Source organism: Ruegeria sp. CH6, from assembly GCF_056537005.1.
In genome coordinates, this window is the sequence record NZ_JBQFQS010000001.1 from 786,518 (window position 1) to 801,558 (window position 15,041).

The 15,041-nt window shown below is 54.2% G+C and carries 15 protein-coding genes and 1 tRNA gene; 6 read left to right on the top strand and 10 right to left on the bottom strand.

The annotated features are described in order from the left end of the window. Positions 1–27: 27 nt before the first annotated feature. The 3 genes from ACR0CW_RS03940 to ACR0CW_RS03950 all read left to right on the top strand — a co-directional run bounded on the left by ACR0CW_RS03940 (position 28) and on the right by ACR0CW_RS03950 (position 1,850). Positions 28–117, top strand: a tRNA-Ser gene (locus tag ACR0CW_RS03940). 309 nt (positions 118–426) lie between these two features. Continuing rightward, the gene (locus ACR0CW_RS03945; protein ID WP_170333008.1) at positions 427–795 is read left to right on the top strand and encodes a group I truncated hemoglobin; all 369 of its coding nucleotides are present in this window, start codon (positions 427–429) and stop codon (positions 793–795) included. Further along, on the top strand, positions 792–1,850 hold the full coding sequence (locus ACR0CW_RS03950; protein WP_155143726.1) for an adenylate/guanylate cyclase domain-containing protein: 1,059 nt from the start codon (positions 792–794) through the stop codon (positions 1,848–1,850). Before ACR0CW_RS03945 ends, ACR0CW_RS03950 begins: the two co-directional genes overlap by 4 nt. A 6-nt stretch (positions 1,851–1,856) precedes the next feature. Here ACR0CW_RS03950 and ACR0CW_RS03955 read toward each other — a convergent pair whose 3' ends face one another. The 9 genes from ACR0CW_RS03955 to guaA form a co-directional block, all read right to left on the bottom strand. Further along, positions 1,857–2,471: a TetR/AcrR family transcriptional regulator gene (locus tag ACR0CW_RS03955; protein WP_480786883.1), complete on the bottom strand. Its 615-nt coding sequence runs from the start codon at positions 2,469–2,471 to the stop codon at positions 1,857–1,859. Positions 2,472–2,604: 133 nt separating this feature from the next. After that, positions 2,605–3,474: a polyphosphate kinase 2 gene (ppk2, locus tag ACR0CW_RS03960; protein ID WP_480786884.1), complete on the bottom strand. Its 870-nt coding sequence runs from the start codon at positions 3,472–3,474 to the stop codon at positions 2,605–2,607. Positions 3,475–3,522: 48 nt separating this feature from the next. After that, positions 3,523–4,476 carry an alpha/beta fold hydrolase gene (locus tag ACR0CW_RS03965; RefSeq protein WP_480786885.1) on the bottom strand — a complete coding sequence of 318 codons (954 nt, stop codon included), beginning with the start codon at positions 4,474–4,476 and terminating at the stop codon, positions 3,523–3,525. After that, entirely contained in the window at positions 4,466–5,383 is a 918-nt protein-coding gene (metA, locus tag ACR0CW_RS03970; protein ID WP_480738584.1) for a homoserine O-acetyltransferase MetA, read from the bottom strand. The genes ACR0CW_RS03965 and metA overlap by 11 nt, the downstream gene beginning before the upstream one ends. A gap of 38 nt (positions 5,384–5,421) precedes the next feature. Next, complete coding sequence (locus ACR0CW_RS03975) at positions 5,422–6,294, bottom strand: ATPase (RefSeq protein ID WP_480786886.1); 873 nt, start codon at positions 6,292–6,294, stop codon at positions 5,422–5,424. A 49-nt stretch (positions 6,295–6,343) separates the two neighbouring features. After that, positions 6,344–7,240 carry a DMT family transporter gene (locus ACR0CW_RS03980; RefSeq protein ID WP_480786887.1) on the bottom strand — a complete coding sequence of 299 codons (897 nt, stop codon included), beginning with the start codon at positions 7,238–7,240 and terminating at the stop codon, positions 6,344–6,346. 103 nt (positions 7,241–7,343) lie between these two features. Beyond that, the gene (locus ACR0CW_RS03985) at positions 7,344–8,471 is read right to left on the bottom strand and encodes an OmpP1/FadL family transporter (RefSeq protein ID WP_155143712.1); all 1,128 of its coding nucleotides are present in this window, start codon (positions 8,469–8,471) and stop codon (positions 7,344–7,346) included. Positions 8,472–8,603: 132 nt separating this feature from the next. Then, positions 8,604–9,503: a DMT family transporter gene (locus ACR0CW_RS03990; RefSeq protein ID WP_368669690.1), complete on the bottom strand. Its 900-nt coding sequence runs from the start codon at positions 9,501–9,503 to the stop codon at positions 8,604–8,606. Between the two features lie 100 nt (positions 9,504–9,603). Continuing rightward, positions 9,604–11,163, bottom strand: coding sequence for a glutamine-hydrolyzing GMP synthase (guaA, locus tag ACR0CW_RS03995; protein WP_155143710.1), 1,560 nt, complete (start codon positions 11,161–11,163; stop codon positions 9,604–9,606). Between the two features lie 92 nt (positions 11,164–11,255). Between guaA and ACR0CW_RS04000 the strand changes: the two genes are divergently transcribed. Both ACR0CW_RS04000 and ACR0CW_RS04005 read left to right on the top strand, forming a co-directional pair. Continuing rightward, positions 11,256–11,696, top strand: coding sequence for a GNAT family N-acetyltransferase (locus ACR0CW_RS04000; RefSeq protein ID WP_155143708.1), 441 nt, complete (start codon positions 11,256–11,258; stop codon positions 11,694–11,696). 135 nt (positions 11,697–11,831) lie between these two features. After that, positions 11,832–13,376 (top strand): trimethylamine methyltransferase family protein, encoded by a 1,545-nt coding sequence (locus ACR0CW_RS04005; RefSeq protein WP_170333028.1) that lies wholly within the window; start codon positions 11,832–11,834, stop codon positions 13,374–13,376. Here the strand turns inward: ACR0CW_RS04005 and ACR0CW_RS04010 are convergent, their stop codons facing one another. Next, positions 13,377–13,676 carry a DUF6477 family protein gene (locus tag ACR0CW_RS04010; protein ID WP_480786888.1) on the bottom strand — a complete coding sequence of 100 codons (300 nt, stop codon included), beginning with the start codon at positions 13,674–13,676 and terminating at the stop codon, positions 13,377–13,379. It lies immediately after the preceding gene. A 242-nt stretch (positions 13,677–13,918) separates the two neighbouring features. Here ACR0CW_RS04010 and ACR0CW_RS04015 point away from each other — a divergent pair, with 242 nt between their 5' ends. Next, complete coding sequence (locus ACR0CW_RS04015; protein ID WP_480786889.1) at positions 13,919–15,040, top strand: DUF6456 domain-containing protein; 1,122 nt, start codon at positions 13,919–13,921, stop codon at positions 15,038–15,040. Position 15,041: the final 1 nt, after the last annotated feature.

Consider the following 15,041-nt stretch of genomic DNA (forward strand, 5'->3'; position numbering starts at 1 on the left):
TTTCGATGGTTCACATATCGCCGGCACGGAGAGGTGGCCGAGTGGTCGAAGGCGCACGCCTGGAAAGTGTGTAGGCGGGAAACCGTCTCCAGGGTTCGAATCCCTGTCTCTCCGCCATATCACCAAAATTTGGCATAGCATCCTAAGGCTTTTCAAAGTCGCGATGTATCTAAACAAATGCACCGCTCATGAGATCATTCTCGGGCATCTCATTTTGCTGGAAATCGCAAAGTTAGTGCACAAATCTGAGTACATGCAGATTTAGCTAAATGTTTGATCGCAAGTGTTTGCCTTAGTGAGGAACGGGCCGACTGTAATCGACCATTTACTTCGACCTCGACATCTTGATCATCATAAACATTAACAAAACTATCTATTTGATATAACCTTGTAGTGTTATTGCTGAACGGCATTTGGTTTAGTGTTGTGAGTCAAACGATCTATGAAAAGTACGGCGGGTTCAAAACCATCAGCCGTATCGTGATGTCATTCTACGAAATGGCACTGGATTCGGATGGGATCGGAGTGCATTTCGAAGACATCGACATGCCTCGATTGATCGACCATCAGACAAAATTCGTATCGTCTCTGGTGGGGGGACCGGCATCGTTCAGCGATGAAAGGATCGAAGCCGTTCATCGTCATCTGAAGATAAGCCACGACGACTTTGATGAGATGGCTGAGTTGTTTGGCGAAGCTCTGGCCATGCATGGCATGTCAGAGGCCGATATTCAGATCGCTTTGTCTGCTATCGAGGGAAAGCGCGCGATCATCGTCGCCCGGGATGCCGCATGAGCATTCTTGCCATCAATGAGCATCTGCTGCGGGCGATTGGGGTCGGCGTGGCTGTCTTGCGTGCTTCGGACCTGACCTTTGTCTTTCACAATGGGCCGTTTGCAGAATGGTTTGGAACTCCGGCCGAAGGGCAGACGCTCTTGGATCTACTGCCCGATCTTGATCAGCGCGAACTGGACGATGTTAAGCAATCCGGTTTGCGTTACTCGGCCGAGTTGCAGATCAAGCCCAAACGCCGAACGCTGATATTTGCCACGACAATCTCTCTCGCCAATGGTCTTGAGGAGCAGGTTCTGGTTGTCGAGTGTCAGAACATTACCCGCATCCGTGAACTCGAAAGCATGATCGACAGTTATTCGACCATGGTTGAGCGCAATACGCGCGAGTTGGAGCGGGAAAAGGAGCGGGTCGAGCGGTTGTTGCTGAATCTGATGCCTCGTGCAGTCTATGAGGAATTCAAAACATTCGGCGTTGTCACACCGCAGCTGTACGAGCAGGTTTCAGTGGTCATGCTGGACTTTGTCGGCTTCACCGATTTTGCGTCCCAAACCGATCCAACCGTTACGTTGAGTGAATTGAACGATATCTTCACCGCATTTGATCGCATCGTCGAGCAGTTCGGTTGCGAGCGGATCAAGACAATCGGTGACGCCTACCTCGCGGTATCGGGTATGCCGGACGCGACTCCTGATCATGCGACCGCCGTAGCCCACTGCGCGGTCCGGTTCCTGCGTTACCTCGAGCGGCGCAACGAGAGTCATCCACATAAATGGCAGGCAAGGGTCGGCTTAGGTATGGGGGCCGCTGTAGGGTCTGTCGTGGGCATTCAGAAATATGTCTATGATGTCTTTGGCCCGGCTGTGAACATCGCGTCTCGCCTGCAGGTGTTTGCCAACCCAATGAACATCGTTGCACCAGAAGAGATGAAGTACGCTCTGATTGATGAGTTTCAGGTGTCTGACCTTGGGCCAGTCGACATCAAGGGCATGGGTGAGATGAACCTAATCAACGTTACGTCTGGTCTTTCGGTCCCACAACCAAGCAGACATTTCTGAGCAGTGCTATTCGTCTGGTGGCACCAGACCGAGCCCTCTGAGATAAATTCCTATCCCGGACTCGAGCAAATCTTCGGGTGAAAATGGAGAACTTGCGCCAGTGTTTCGGGCGTATAGTTCCACGACGCCATGGCTCATGGCCCAAATGTGGGCACTGAACATCGAGGCGGGTGGTCGTTTCTCCGGTGGGATATGCTGCGACAGGTCCGAGGCCGCCTTTTCCAGGACGTCTTTGGCCCGGTTTGCAGCCATTGCCAGTTCGGGCGTACGATTAACCGAAATACCGCTTTCGAACATCGCGATATAGTGGCCGGGATGTTTACGGGCAAACGCCAGATAAGCGCGTCCTGTTGCCTCGAAAGCGGCCAAGGCTGATGGCTGACCTTTGTCGTAGGCAAATTGCATCAGGTTCGCAAACATTTCGAAGCCCTGTCGTGCAGCCTCGGCGATCAGGTCTTCGCGACCATGGTAGTGACGGTACACAGCCGCAGGGGTAACACCAGCAGTCTTCGCCGCCTCAGACAGAGTAAAGCCCGTCGGCCCCTTTTCCTCGATCAACGACAAGGCCGCTTCGATCAGGGCTTGCTTGAGATTTCCGTGGTGATAGCCGCGTTTGGTCATCCCGGCTTCAGGTGCCTCTTGGTTTTAGTGTTTTTAGAAGTAGATACATAGAGTAACCCGGTGCAATCGTCCAACTATTGCACCGTGAATTTAGCAGTTTTCTCAGTTCCACGAAATGCGAACAATCGGTGCACTAGGCGTCCCAGACCTCGGGTCCGCCGCATATTTTTGAATCTATGGGGCCAATGGCCTTTGGTTTCTTCTCGTCATAGTCCAGCGCGCTCAAAACGGTTTTGATTGCCTCCAGACGGGCTCGTTTCTTGTCATCCGATCGAACGATGGTCCAGGGGCAGTGTTCCGCATGTGATCGCGTCAGAGTTTCCGCAATCGACTGTGTGTATTCTTCCCACTTATCCAGGCCAGCAACATCAATGGGACTGAGTTTCCATTGTTTCAGGGGGTCAGTCTCGCGCGACAAAAAGCGGTTGAGCTGTTCTGCACGTCCCACGTTCAGCCAGAATTTGAAAAGTTGAATGCCGTCATTCACGAGGCCTGTTTCCAGCGGTCGGACCTGGCGAAAAAAACGCTCGCGTTCTTCATTCGTGCAGAAACCGAACACGTTTTCAACAACGCCGCGATTGTACCAGCTGCGGTCGAAGAACACGATTTCTCCGGCAGACGGCAGGTGCGGGATATAGCGTTGAAAGTACCATTGGCTGCGCTCTGAATCCGAGGGTTTTCCGAGCGCTACGTTCCTAGCACCGCGAGGGTTCAGATTTTCCCTGAACCGTTTGATTGTGCCACCCTTGCCAGCGGCATCGCGACCTTCAAATATGATGGCAATCCGCTGTCCGGTTTCCTTGACCCAAGACTGCATCTTGACCAGCTCAATCTGTAGGGCGTCCATTTGTTCATCATAATCCTTACCCTTCATTCGTTCAGGGTAGGGATAAGTAGGATTTAGAATGTCATTCTTCTTCGACTTTTCGATGGCCTGTCGAACCTCTTTGGGGGCGCTGTTCTTAAAGTACTTTTGGATGGAACCTTTTTCTGATCGGGTCATGTGAGCCTCGCCATAAAATCCATAACTTACTATGGATTACGCGTGGCTCTAACGCAAACCTGCCCTTTGAGCTGCACGATCTATCGCCGCAGCAACTTCATCGGCGGCGACAACCTGAGGCATGTGGCCTACGCCTTCCAGCTCTATCAACTCAGCGCCCGGTATCTGCTCGACCAAGCGCTCGGAATGAAGATCCAGCTCCACTGTCGTATCGGCAGTTCCATGGACGATTTCAGTGGGTACTGAGATGTCGCCGTAGCGGGGCTGTAGTTGCGTGATCTCATCCAACAGATTGGCACGTTGCTTAGCATTCGAATGCATCGACGCACGACGCATGGTTAGGCTGGGACCAAAGTGCTGCGCGTAGCCCTCGGGCGCTTTTTGAGGGGCAAACACAGAGTCCAAAGCCTGCGAGACATACCAATCAGGTGTGAACGCCGTGATCAGGGGCAGGGCGAGCGTGTTCCCAGCCGATGTGGACGCGATCGTATTGAATGAATCCAGGGGTGTTTCCCAAGGCACCGCAGCGGGTGCAATCAGGACCAGAGCCGAAATGTTGTCGGGACGTGTAACTGCCCAGGCAAGCGACACCGATCCCCCATAGCTTTGTCCGGCAACGATCGGCTTGTCAGCCCCAAGCAAAGCTGCTGCACGCTGCAGGATTTCCGCCTGTTCGGTGATGGTTTCACCGTCAGGATTGAAGCTGCCGGAATATCCAAGCCCGGGACGGTCAAAAACGATTACCCGGTAGTTTTGAGCGAGTATCGGGGCTAAGGCAAAGGTCATATCGCGGGTGTTTCCGCTGGACCCGTGGATCAGGACGACGTCAGGCCCTTCGCCCATGACGACTGCATGAACGGGAACCCCATCGACATCGAGTATTTGTCCTTCGGGTGGAAATTCTGTCTCGGCGCGTGCCTCGTTTCTTGCAGATAACCATGCGGTTACCGAAGCAAGGCAAACCAGAACAACGCCGAGGGATATCAGAATTTTAGTCGCCAATTTTGCTCATATCGAATGGGGTAGACTGGTAAATCTCGTTTATCCAGTTACCGTAAAGCAGGTGTGCATGGCTACGCCAGCGGTTCTGAGGTGTTTGAGAGGGATCGTCGTCAGGATAATAGTTGATCGGTACGTTGATAGACGTGCCATTTTCTATGTCCCGGTCATATTCCTGCTTCAGTGTGTCACTGTCATACTCGAAGTGATTGAAAATATAGAGCGCACGGTGCGCGGGATCTTCAACCAGACAAGGTCCAACATCTTCGCTGCCCAACAAAGTCACCAGACCATGAGCATCGCTGATCTCACTTTGTTTCATTTCCGTCCAGCGGCTGACTGGGATGACGCAATCGTCAGAAAATCCGCGCAAAAACGGTGAGGCCGGTGACATGTTCTGATGGCGAAAGCACCCAAAGGCTTTCGCATCCAACATGTGTTTTTTAACGCCGTGGAAGTGATTAATCATCGCCATCCCACCCCAGCACACGCCAAATGTGGAATGCACGTTGGTTTGGGTCCACTCGAACACCTCTGAGATTTCATTCCAGTAGGTGACGTCATCAAATTCAAGATGCTCGATCGGCGCACCAGTGATGATCAGACCATCAAACTTCTGATCCCGCACTTCCTGAAACGGCCGGTAAAAATCCCTCATGTGTTCGGCGGCCGTGTTCTTGGTACGGTGCTCGGTCATGCGGATCAACGTTAGTTCAATCTGCAATGGCGTTGCGCCAATGAGGCGCGCGAACTGGTTTTCGGTCTGAATCTTTTTTGGCATCAGATTCAAGAGACCGATCCGAAGAGGGCGAATATCCTGACGGGCCGCGTGATCCTCTGCCATGACCATGACGCCTTCCCGGGTCAGGACGTCGAAGGCAGGCAGGTTTGATGGAATCTTGATCGGCATTGGTTCAGACTTTTCAGGCTTCTAGGGAGGTTTGGAACTTAGGCGCGCTTTGGGTTGGTCTCAAGGGTACGTTCGATCAACTCATCGAAATCATGTGCATCCCGTACTTTGCTCACATCGTCAGCAGTGATCGTGATGCCCCAGTTCCTGGCCATAGCTTCGTATCTGGGTTGGCGATGGGCCAATGCCCGCGCATAGGTCCAACGAATGAACGAGTCAGGGTCAACCTCGGCGCTCGAGCAGTCGTGCTCGGCCAGGTATTCGTCCCAGACTTTGGTCAGAAACTCGGCCTGATAAGACATCGGCTTGGGGGCCTTGTCGAAACGGCGGATCAGTTCGGCTGTGTGATCTTCGTCGCCCTTGATCCAAACCATGAGTGTCTGGCGTGACAATTCCGACATCACTTGATCACCAGGGTCTTTGGGGTCGACCCATTCACAGATTGACCCGCCGGTGTCACAAATGAAGTGAGGATAGTCATACAGACGTCTGGCCCGATCGATGAAGTATTCTGTGTCCAGGAGGGCGTGAATTTCCGCCAGTCGAAACTGCTCTTGTCGCCTGCGGTACTCAGAAATCTCAAGACCACCCAGATCAGGGTTGCCCGGCTTGCCCAAATAGGCGGACACAGGTGTGAGGTTTTCGAACGAGATGTTCGATCCGATATAGATCGAATCCGAAAGCAACAGGTCGCGGAGGAAGGGCACCTTCATCGCTTCGGCTTTGGCGTTGTCGGTGATGTACTCGCCCATGTAACGGGTGCCGATCCGGTAATCGATGGAATAGTGAAACCAGTCCCCGGAATCTCTCAGTACATTTGATACATATGTCTTGCCCAACCCGGACATGCCGAAAAACAGCACTTTTTTACGCGCCGCATCGCGCCAATCCTTTGCCGAGCCGTAGATCATGATCCGCTATCCCTTGTTTTGCTCTAGCTAAATCGGCCCGAGGGCGGCGTCAATTGCGCCGTCCTGATCTGCTGAGGATAACAAGGCCAACTGCAAGTATAGCGAACCCGATATAGGCATTGGGAGGCAGTGACTCGCCACGTAACAGAGTGCCAAGCAGTATGGCGACCGGTGGGATGACCAGAGTCACCAGCAGAAGGTTTCCACTGCCGGCAATGGCCAGCACTCGGTAGTAAAGCAAATATGCACCGGCCGTTGCGATGATCGCGTAGTATCCGATCGCTAACCAGGTCTCCAAGGGTAATGAAAGGGAAGGGATCCCATCCACGATCAGCATGATCGGGAGCATCATCACAGTTGATCCTGTCAGCATCCCTGCTGCGGCAACCTGGGGCGAAAGGTCAGAAAGGTGAAACCGCGCCCAGACAGCGGCCAACGCATATGACACGGTACCGGCCAGGATGGCGATCTGCGCCACGCTGCGCAAATCAAAGCTCAGGAAATTCTCAATTCCGATTGTTGTGGCAACGCCTAAGAACCCCAACCCGACACCAAGCAAACGGAGCCCGGTAAGACGTTCGTCCCGAAAGAAAACGGCTGCGAGCAAAACCCCGAATATCGCGGTTGCAGCATTCAGGATCGAGGTCAGACCGGTGTCCACATAAAGCTGCCCCCATGCCATCAGCGAGAACGGTAGTACGTTGTTCAGCAACCCCATGATCAGAAACGCCCCCCATATTCGTAGGCTCGTGGGGACCTTCTGACCGCGTATCAGAATTACAGTCCACAACACCAAGGACGCCCAGAAGACGCGGTGAAACACCGATGTCATGACCGGGATCGTGTCGAGTGCGATGCGGATGGAGAGGAACGAAGCGCCCCAGATAACTCCTAAGAGAGTGAGTTCAAACCAGGCGCGGGGGGAAAGGGTTTTATGTGATGCCATGGCTCTGTGTCGCATCGTTGGGCTCAGATATGCGACCCGTTTCTTGCGAAAAGAAAACCCCGCCGAAGGGGCGGGGCAATCCGATTTTAAAATCAGGTTACGCTCAGTTGAGGGCGTAGGTAACCTGCAGGCCAACACTCCAGGCGCTGTTGCCGGTGAACCGCCCGCCAGTAGTCGTGGTTGCATCGCCGATATCGGTGTAGCGAATGCCACCCGAAATCTGAGCCTGTTCGAAGGTGTAGGTGCCGCCAACACCAAAGCTCCAGAAGCCGTCGGTCGGGCCGAGGTTCGAAACAAGCGAACCACTGGAGGTTTCATAACCTGCAGAGACCGCGCCGGAAAACTCTTCGGTGAACTTGTAGCCCAGGCCCAGAGTGTAGGTGAAAGTGTCGTCCGCATAGTCAACGAGGTTCTGTCTCGCGGCAGCTGTATAAACCGGCGGCGCCAGAACAGTTTGTGGCCAGTCAACCCAGCGGATCGACCCGAACAACAGCGTTTTAGGTGCGACGCCGGTTTGGAAATCCAGGTTCACCGACTGAGGTGTAACAACTTCCGTTGGAGACTGCGTGGTCACAATCGGTGCCGGAACTGGCGGAGGCCTCTGGTTGAGGGATTCCGTCGAGTCGAAGTCGTGCGTGATTTTCGAGTTGTAGGTCAGCGCGACACGCGCAGCGATGTCAGCGCGTTCCCAAGCGACACCGACAACATAACCGAAGTCAATCTCGGAACCTGAGTCGAACTGATATCCTGCAACTACTGGAACTGAGACAGTCGCCTTAGCTCGTTGGGCACGAACGCCGCCGATTGCGCTGAAGCCACCATCAAATTTGTAGCGCACCAAGGCGGTAATGGCATCAACATCCGCCTTTGCGCGCAGAACGTCGGTACGACCACCAAAACCAGCCAAGGGGTTCTGTGATAGCGGATAGTTCGACGGATATTCAACGTCAGCACCGTACGGCTCATCATAAATGAGCGCGAAATCCAGTTTGTCGTTAAACGAATGCTTGTATGCTAGGTGTGGTGTGAAGAAGCTCTTGGCCACGTTACCGGAAGAGACGCCGTTTTGCTCACCGCTCACTTTGGGGTCTGCGTACCCCAAACGGAACTGCACGACCGAACCTTCTTCGAACAAGATATTGACGCCCTGACCGCTTCGGTCCAGGCCGCCCGCCTGTACTGCCGTCGCCCCGACACATACCGCGCACGCTTGTAGCAGCGCTTTTTTCATTTCGTCCTCCCTTTTCACTATCCGATAGCCTCGGGTGCGTCAGAGTGACCGACATACCCCTGCTATTTTTTATAGGTTCCTGATAATCGCGTAGACATTTAAAAAACGTCAACCAGTGACCGAACGTTAGTTTCAGCGAGTGTTCTGCGGCTGTGTTGCGGAATTGATACGATTTTCAGACCAGACGTTCAGGAAAATTCCCGAAAAGATTACAGCGGCCCCCAGCAGGGTCCATTGATCCAGCGGCTCGTGATACAGGATCATTCCGACGATCGCGATCGTTGGCAGGCGGGCAAAATCGAAGGGTATCACAACGGTTGCAGGCGCGATGGCCAGAGCGTTTGTGATACAGAAATGTGCAAGTAAACCAGCCAGCCCAACAAGGATCAGGAACGGAGCAGTTTCCACTGTCGGCAGTGCAATCTGACCATCCAATCCAGCTGCGGCAAGTCCAAGAATGGCCTGCATCACCGTCAACCAGAAAACGATACAGGCGATGCTGGTATGGCGCGTGAGTGTTTTTGTGGAAATCGTTGTTAAAGCGAAGAAAATGGCAGATGCGGCTGCCGCGATCACGCCCGGGCTAATCGCCGTCACCCCGGGGCGCGCGACGATGAGAATTCCAGCAAATCCAATAATCGCCGACGTCATTCGCAGGGCTGTCAGACGCTCTTTTAGCAAGAGTGGGGAGAGAAGGATGACCCAAATCGGCTGAGTGAATTCCAGCGCAAAAACCTGAGCCAAAGGGATGACGCCTACGGCGTAAAACCATAGATTTTGCCCCGTGAAGTGAAGCGTGTTTCTGACTGCGTGCAGGCCTAATCTATTCGTCGATACCTGGTGCCAGTTTCCGGTAAATGACAGGATCAGGGACACTACGAAAACACCGACCACGCTGCGGTACATCATGATTTCAAAGGTGTCGTGTGAAAGGCTGAGCTCACGTCCGGCAACCGCCATGGACGAGAATGAAGCTATGGCACCCGTCATCCAGAGGGCGGCCTTACCGATTTCAGCTTTCTTTTCGGTCACACCGAACTCCGATGAAGTCTCGTTCTATAGCATTGATGAGTAATCTCTTTTTGGCCCGAACATACAACAAAAAAGCCGGGACAAAGCCCGGCTTTTCAACTTATTCCCACTCGATCGTTCCCGGTGGTTTTGACGTAATGTCATAGGTGCACCGGTTGATGCCTTTAACTTCGTTGATGATCCGGGTTGCCGTTTCACCAAGGAATTCATGGCTGAAAGGGTAATAATCAGCGGTCATGCCATCTACTGACGTTACGGCACGAAGTGCGCAAGCGTAGTCATAGGTGCGACCATCACCCATTACACCGACCGTGCGAACCGGAAGAATCGCCACAAAGGCCTGCCAGATCTCGTCATACAGGCCGTGTTTGCGAATCTGATCGATGTAAATCGCATCGGCTTCGCGCAGGATATCCAGTTTTTCGCGTGTGATCTCGCCAGGGCAACGGATCGCCAGTCCTGGTCCGGGGAAGGGGTGGCGGCCAATAAAGCTCTGGGGCAATCCCAGCTCGCGACCAAGTGCGCGGACCTCGTCCTTGAACAGCTCGCGAAGAGGTTCGACCAGCTTCAGGCCCATTTTCTCGGGCAGGCCACCTACATTGTGGTGCGATTTGATCGTTACCGAGGGACCGCCCGAGAAGGATACGGATTCGATGACGTCAGGATATAGAGTGCCCTGAGCAAGGAATTCGGCACCATCAATCGTGTCCGCATGTTTCTGGAACACATCAATGAACAGCTTGCCAATGATCTTGCGCTTAGTTTCCGGATCGCTTTGCCCATCCAGTTCTCCGAGGAACAACTCGCTCTCATCTGCGTGGATCAGCTGGATGTTGTAGTTGTCGCGGAACATCGAGACGACTTCCTGCGCTTCGTTCTTTCGAAGAAGGCCATGGTCCACAAACACACAAGTTAGCTGATCACCGATGGCTTCGTGAATCAGGATAGCCGCGACTGAGCTGTCGACACCGCCGGACAGGCCACAGATGACTTTCTTATCGCCTACTTGTTCGCGGATTTTCTCGATCATCTGCTCACGGTAGGCTCCCATGGTCCAGTCGCCCTTGAACCCCGCCAGTCTGACGAAGTTCTCATAGAGCTTGGCACCTTTGGGAGTATGGTGCACTTCCGGGTGGAACTGGACAGCGTAGAAATGCCGCTCAGTGTCCGCAGTGATAGCAAAAGGCGCATTCGGGGAGGTTCCGAAAACCTCAAAACCCGGTGCAATCTCGCTGACGTGGTCACCGTGACTCATCCAGACCTGTTCGTCGCCATCCGTGAACCAGCCGTTCAGAATATCCAGTTGCCCTTTCGGCGTGACAAAAGCGCGTCCGAACTCGGCGGTGCCGTGGCCGCTTTCAACCTTGCCGCCCAGCTGGTGCATCATCACCTGTTGACCGTAGCAGATGCCCAGTATGGGCACACCGTAGTCAAAGATCTCCTGCGGGGCGCGGGGGGATCCGTCACGCGTCACGCTGTCGGGCCCGCCAGAAAAGATCACGGCGCGGGGTGCCATGTCTCGCACGAAGTCCATCGTGACGTTCTGGTAAGGGTGGATTTCACAGTAGACATTCAGCTCGCGCAGGCGGCGGGCGATAAGCTGCGTAACCTGGCTGCCGAAGTCGATGATCAGAAGGCGGTCGTGGGATGTCTGGGTCATACCCGGCTCTTAGGTTGCAAGCCTTGCATGTGCAAGCGCAATGACACCAATTGGCGGAGATGTGGCCCAGTCAATCGAAGGGAAGAGGCGCAATGGCTGATATTCGTTTCCGAAATGCAAGTGTGGGTGATGCGCAAGCAATCAGGAAGTGTATCGACCAAGCTTATGCCGCGGCACGGCGTGACATTCCGGATTTGCCCGATGTTTCGGCGGGCATCGAAGAGGATATTCGAGATCATTGGGTGAGTGTCGCAGAGATAGGTGACGCTCTTGTTGGTGTCATAGTCTTTGCCCGGATCGACCAGGCGATCATAGTCTTTAATATTGCTGTGTCTACAGAGACCCAAGGGCAAGGTGTGGCGCGGAAGCTATTGGAGATTGCAGAACGAACTGGGCGAGAGCAGGGGTGCAACGTACTTCGGTTGGCGACCCATCGACAGATGCAGGATACGCGGGCAGTTTATCGTCATTTGGGGTGGCGCGAAGAAGAAACTGAGGGCAACAAAGTCTGGATGTTCAAATCGCTGGACTGACCGAACGCGGGGTAACTGGCGCACGTCAGGCTATTCATGTCGCTTTTACCCCTATTGCGACGTAATCTACATTTGGTCAGGTCCGAGCTTCCTGTAACAAACTTGCAAATCTAACCATCCAGACGGGATTATCTCATGGCAGAGGCAAACACCCGGCGCAGAGCACGAGGTGGCGGTGGCGCCGCCCGCCGGGCCGAGCGCACCGCGGTTCGCATCGAAACGGCGAAATACATCGAACGCAACATTCCCAACTTCGAGATCCTCAACGAAGAAGCGTTGGAGATTATCGAGGCAAATGCAGAAACCGTGCTGGCAGAAGTCGGTGTCAACTTTGTTGACAATCCCGGTGCGTTGCAGCGCTGGAAAGATGCTGGTGCCGATGTCGACGGTGAGCGTGTGCGCATTCCTCGCGGTTTGGCCCGCGAACTGATCAAGACAGCACCCAGCCAGTTCACCCAGCATGCACGCAACCCCGAAAAATCTGTTGTCATCGGTGGTCGTAATCTGGTGCTGGCACCGGTCTATGGCCCTCCGTTCGTGCGGGATGCGCAGGGCGGCCGTCGCTATGCGACTATGGATGATTTCAACAAGTTCGTGAAACTGGCCTATATGTCCAAGTGGCTGCACCACTCGGGCGGTACGGTGTGTGAGCCGACGGATATTCCGGTGAACAAGCGTCACCTGGACATGCTGATGGCGCACATGACCCTGTCGGACAAGCCGTTCATGGGCTCGGTCACCGATCCCAGCCGCGCGCAGGATTCGGTTGAGATGTGCGAGATCCTGTTCGGCAAAGAGTTCGTTCAGGAAAACACTGTCATGACATCGCTGACCAACATCAACTCGCCGATGACATTCGACGACGTGATGATGGGTTCGCTTGAAGTATATGCTGCAAACAATCAGGCATGCATCATCTCGCCCTTTATCGTGGGTGGCGCGATGGCACCGGTTTCGGTGGCAGGGACGTTGACTCAGGTTCTGGCCGAGGTTCTAGCAGGCGTAGCCTACAGCCAGATTATCCGTCCGGGTGCACCTGCAATCTTTGGTGCATTTGTATCTTCGATCGACATGAACTCGGGTGCGCCGACCTTTGGCACGCCCGAAGCGTCAATGGTAACCTATGGCGCGGGTCAGCTGGCGCGTCGCCTGAACCTGCCGTTCCGTTCGGCCGGGTCATTCTGCGGCTCGAAACTGCCCGACGCACAAGCCGCCTATGAAACCGCGAACTCACTGAATATGGGCCTGATGTCGGGTGTGAACTTCATGTTGCACTCATGTGGCTGGCTCGAGGGCGGTCTGGTTGCCGACTTCGAGAAGTTCGTCATGGATGCCGATCAGTTGGGTGTTCTGCACGGTCTGGCCAAAGGCGTTGCGTATGACGAAAATGCGCAGGCGATGGATGCGATCCGCGAAGTTGGTCCAGGTGGTCACTACCTAGGTTGCGCCCATACGCAGGCAAACTTCAAAGACGCATTCTGGAAGTCTGAGGTTCTCGACTACAAACCCTTCGAGACCTGGGAAGACGAAGGCGGCCGCGACACGCGTCAGTTGGCCACGTCACGGGTCGAACATCTGTTGGCAAATTACCAGCAGCCGCAGCTCGACCCTGCTGTCAACGAAGCACTGAACGCATATGTTGCGGAAAAGAAGGCGTCCGTACCAGACGCCTTCACCTGATCACTGATATTGTGAAGCGCGGCTGGCCCGGTACAGCTGCGCCTCACCGATCACTGCGATCAACAAATCCAGATGCCGCACCAATGAATATGCGGCATCTGACTCCTTCCTCATGGCGTTGACCTCGCGCTCAAGCTCCATCAGGCGGATCAATGACGCACTTGGTTTTGGCAGAGTGCCAAAGCCAAGGATGCGTTGTAAATGTCGTTCCCGATCATAGTCTTGTGCCCCGATTCTGGCTGCTCGCGTCAGCAAGCGAGGGCGACGAAGTGCGGCGATCATGGTCGACAGGTCATGCATCAAAGCGTTCCTTGTTATCAGAATTGAACGCGATATTTGTCACACAACCATTGCGGGTGTTGCCTTGTTTCTGTTCTCCCCGAACGATGGTTTCACGACTGTTTATCTTTTTGAATCAATTCTGGTTCACGCCGTTTGTGGTTAACGAACAAGTAACGAAAGCGGCTCTAGTTAGATTTGGTTAACGAAAAATCTGACGGCGAAATTTGACAGTTTGTTGTTGTCGACGAGGGCAAATAAATATGGAAAACAGCTTGGCTTTCACCGTTCCGGCATGGGTTCCTGAGGGCGCGCAAAGGTATCTGGCCCACACCGAGGCTGGTAGGTCGATCCGAGACCTTGCGCGATCGGCCGGGTGTCATGCTTCGACAATTCTGCGACAGATCAGGCGGATCGAAATGCGTCGGGATGACCCTCTGGTTGATGCCGCGCTGCAATCCTTGGCCGAGACCCATTTTCCTTCCGAAGATCAGCAAGGGAGGAGGGGTTTCGCATCGCAAGGCACCAAAGACTTTGCCCTGCAGCCGAGCAACGAAGACAATGAGTTTGATCGTGAAGCTTTACGAGTTCTGCGCAGGCTGTGCGAATCGGGTTCGGTACTCGCCGTTGCAGAGGACATGGATAAAGCCGTTGTTGTACGTGATAGCGGGGATGCTGGCGCAACTCGTACAGCAGTAGTGGATTGCAAGATCGCGCAGGCGCTTGCGCTGCAAGACTGGATTACTTGCGACAACCCGGGGCGCATCTCTCGCTATCGTATCTCGACTACGGGCCGATCTGCACTGGGTCGACTGATTGCCGAGGCAGAAAACCGGGCGCGGGCTCGCAATGAGTTTGGCATGGCCGAAGCGCAGACACCCTTTCAGGCAGATCAAAGGGTTAAGGCGGGGGCTAGCGCACAACCAAATCGGCAAAGACGTATCCGCTACAGTGCCGCAGAAAGTCCTCTGATTGCTTTGTCTCGTCGCCGGGATCGAGATGGGAACCCATTTCTTGACGAGGCGCTTGTAGCAGCGGGCGAGCGGTTGCGCGAGGACTTTGAACTCGCGCAGATTGGGCCTCAGGTCACCCAAAACTGGGACAAGTTTCTCACTGGTGGCGGCCGGGGTGGTTTCGTGGCGGATGCCCATGTGGGGCGAGGATCTTCCGACGCTCGGGATCGGGTCGCGAATGCGCTTTCGGATCTAGGTCCAGGTTTGAGCGATGTGGCATTGCGTTGTTGCTGCTACCTTGAAGGTCTGGAGTTAGCTGAAAAGCGAATGGGATGGTCTGCCCGGTCGGGGAAAATTGTACTGCGTATCGCACTGCAACGCCTAAAACGGCATTACGAAGATCAAGCTGAGAAAGACCGAATGATCGGCTGAT

Coding starts and splice junctions, on each gene's coding strand:
- ACR0CW_RS04010 (WP_480786888.1), bottom strand. CDS start 13,676: ATGCATGACCTGTCGACCATGATCGCCGCACTTCGTCGCCCTCGCTTG.
- guaA (WP_155143710.1), bottom strand. CDS start 11,163: ATGACCCAGACATCCCACGACCGCCTTCTGATCATCGACTTCGGCAGC.
- ACR0CW_RS03955 (WP_480786883.1), bottom strand. CDS start 2,471: ATGACCAAACGCGGCTATCACCACGGAAATCTCAAGCAAGCCCTGATC.
- ppk2 (WP_480786884.1), bottom strand. CDS start 3,474: ATGACCCGATCAGAAAAAGGTTCCATCCAAAAGTACTTTAAGAACAGC.
- metA (WP_480738584.1), bottom strand. CDS start 5,383: ATGCCGATCAAGATTCCATCAAACCTGCCTGCCTTCGACGTCCTGACC.
- ACR0CW_RS03950 (WP_155143726.1), top strand. CDS start 792: ATGAGCATTCTTGCCATCAATGAGCATCTGCTGCGGGCGATTGGGGTC.
- ACR0CW_RS03980 (WP_480786887.1), bottom strand. CDS start 7,240: ATGGCATCACATAAAACCCTTTCCCCCCGCGCCTGGTTTGAACTCACT.
- ACR0CW_RS03985 (WP_155143712.1), bottom strand. CDS start 8,471: ATGAAAAAAGCGCTGCTACAAGCGTGCGCGGTATGTGTCGGGGCGACG.
- ACR0CW_RS04005 (WP_170333028.1), top strand. CDS start 11,832: ATGGCAGAGGCAAACACCCGGCGCAGAGCACGAGGTGGCGGTGGCGCC.
- ACR0CW_RS04000 (WP_155143708.1), top strand. CDS start 11,256: ATGGCTGATATTCGTTTCCGAAATGCAAGTGTGGGTGATGCGCAAGCA.
- ACR0CW_RS04015 (WP_480786889.1), top strand. CDS start 13,919: ATGGAAAACAGCTTGGCTTTCACCGTTCCGGCATGGGTTCCTGAGGGC.
- ACR0CW_RS03975 (WP_480786886.1), bottom strand. CDS start 6,294: ATGATCTACGGCTCGGCAAAGGATTGGCGCGATGCGGCGCGTAAAAAA.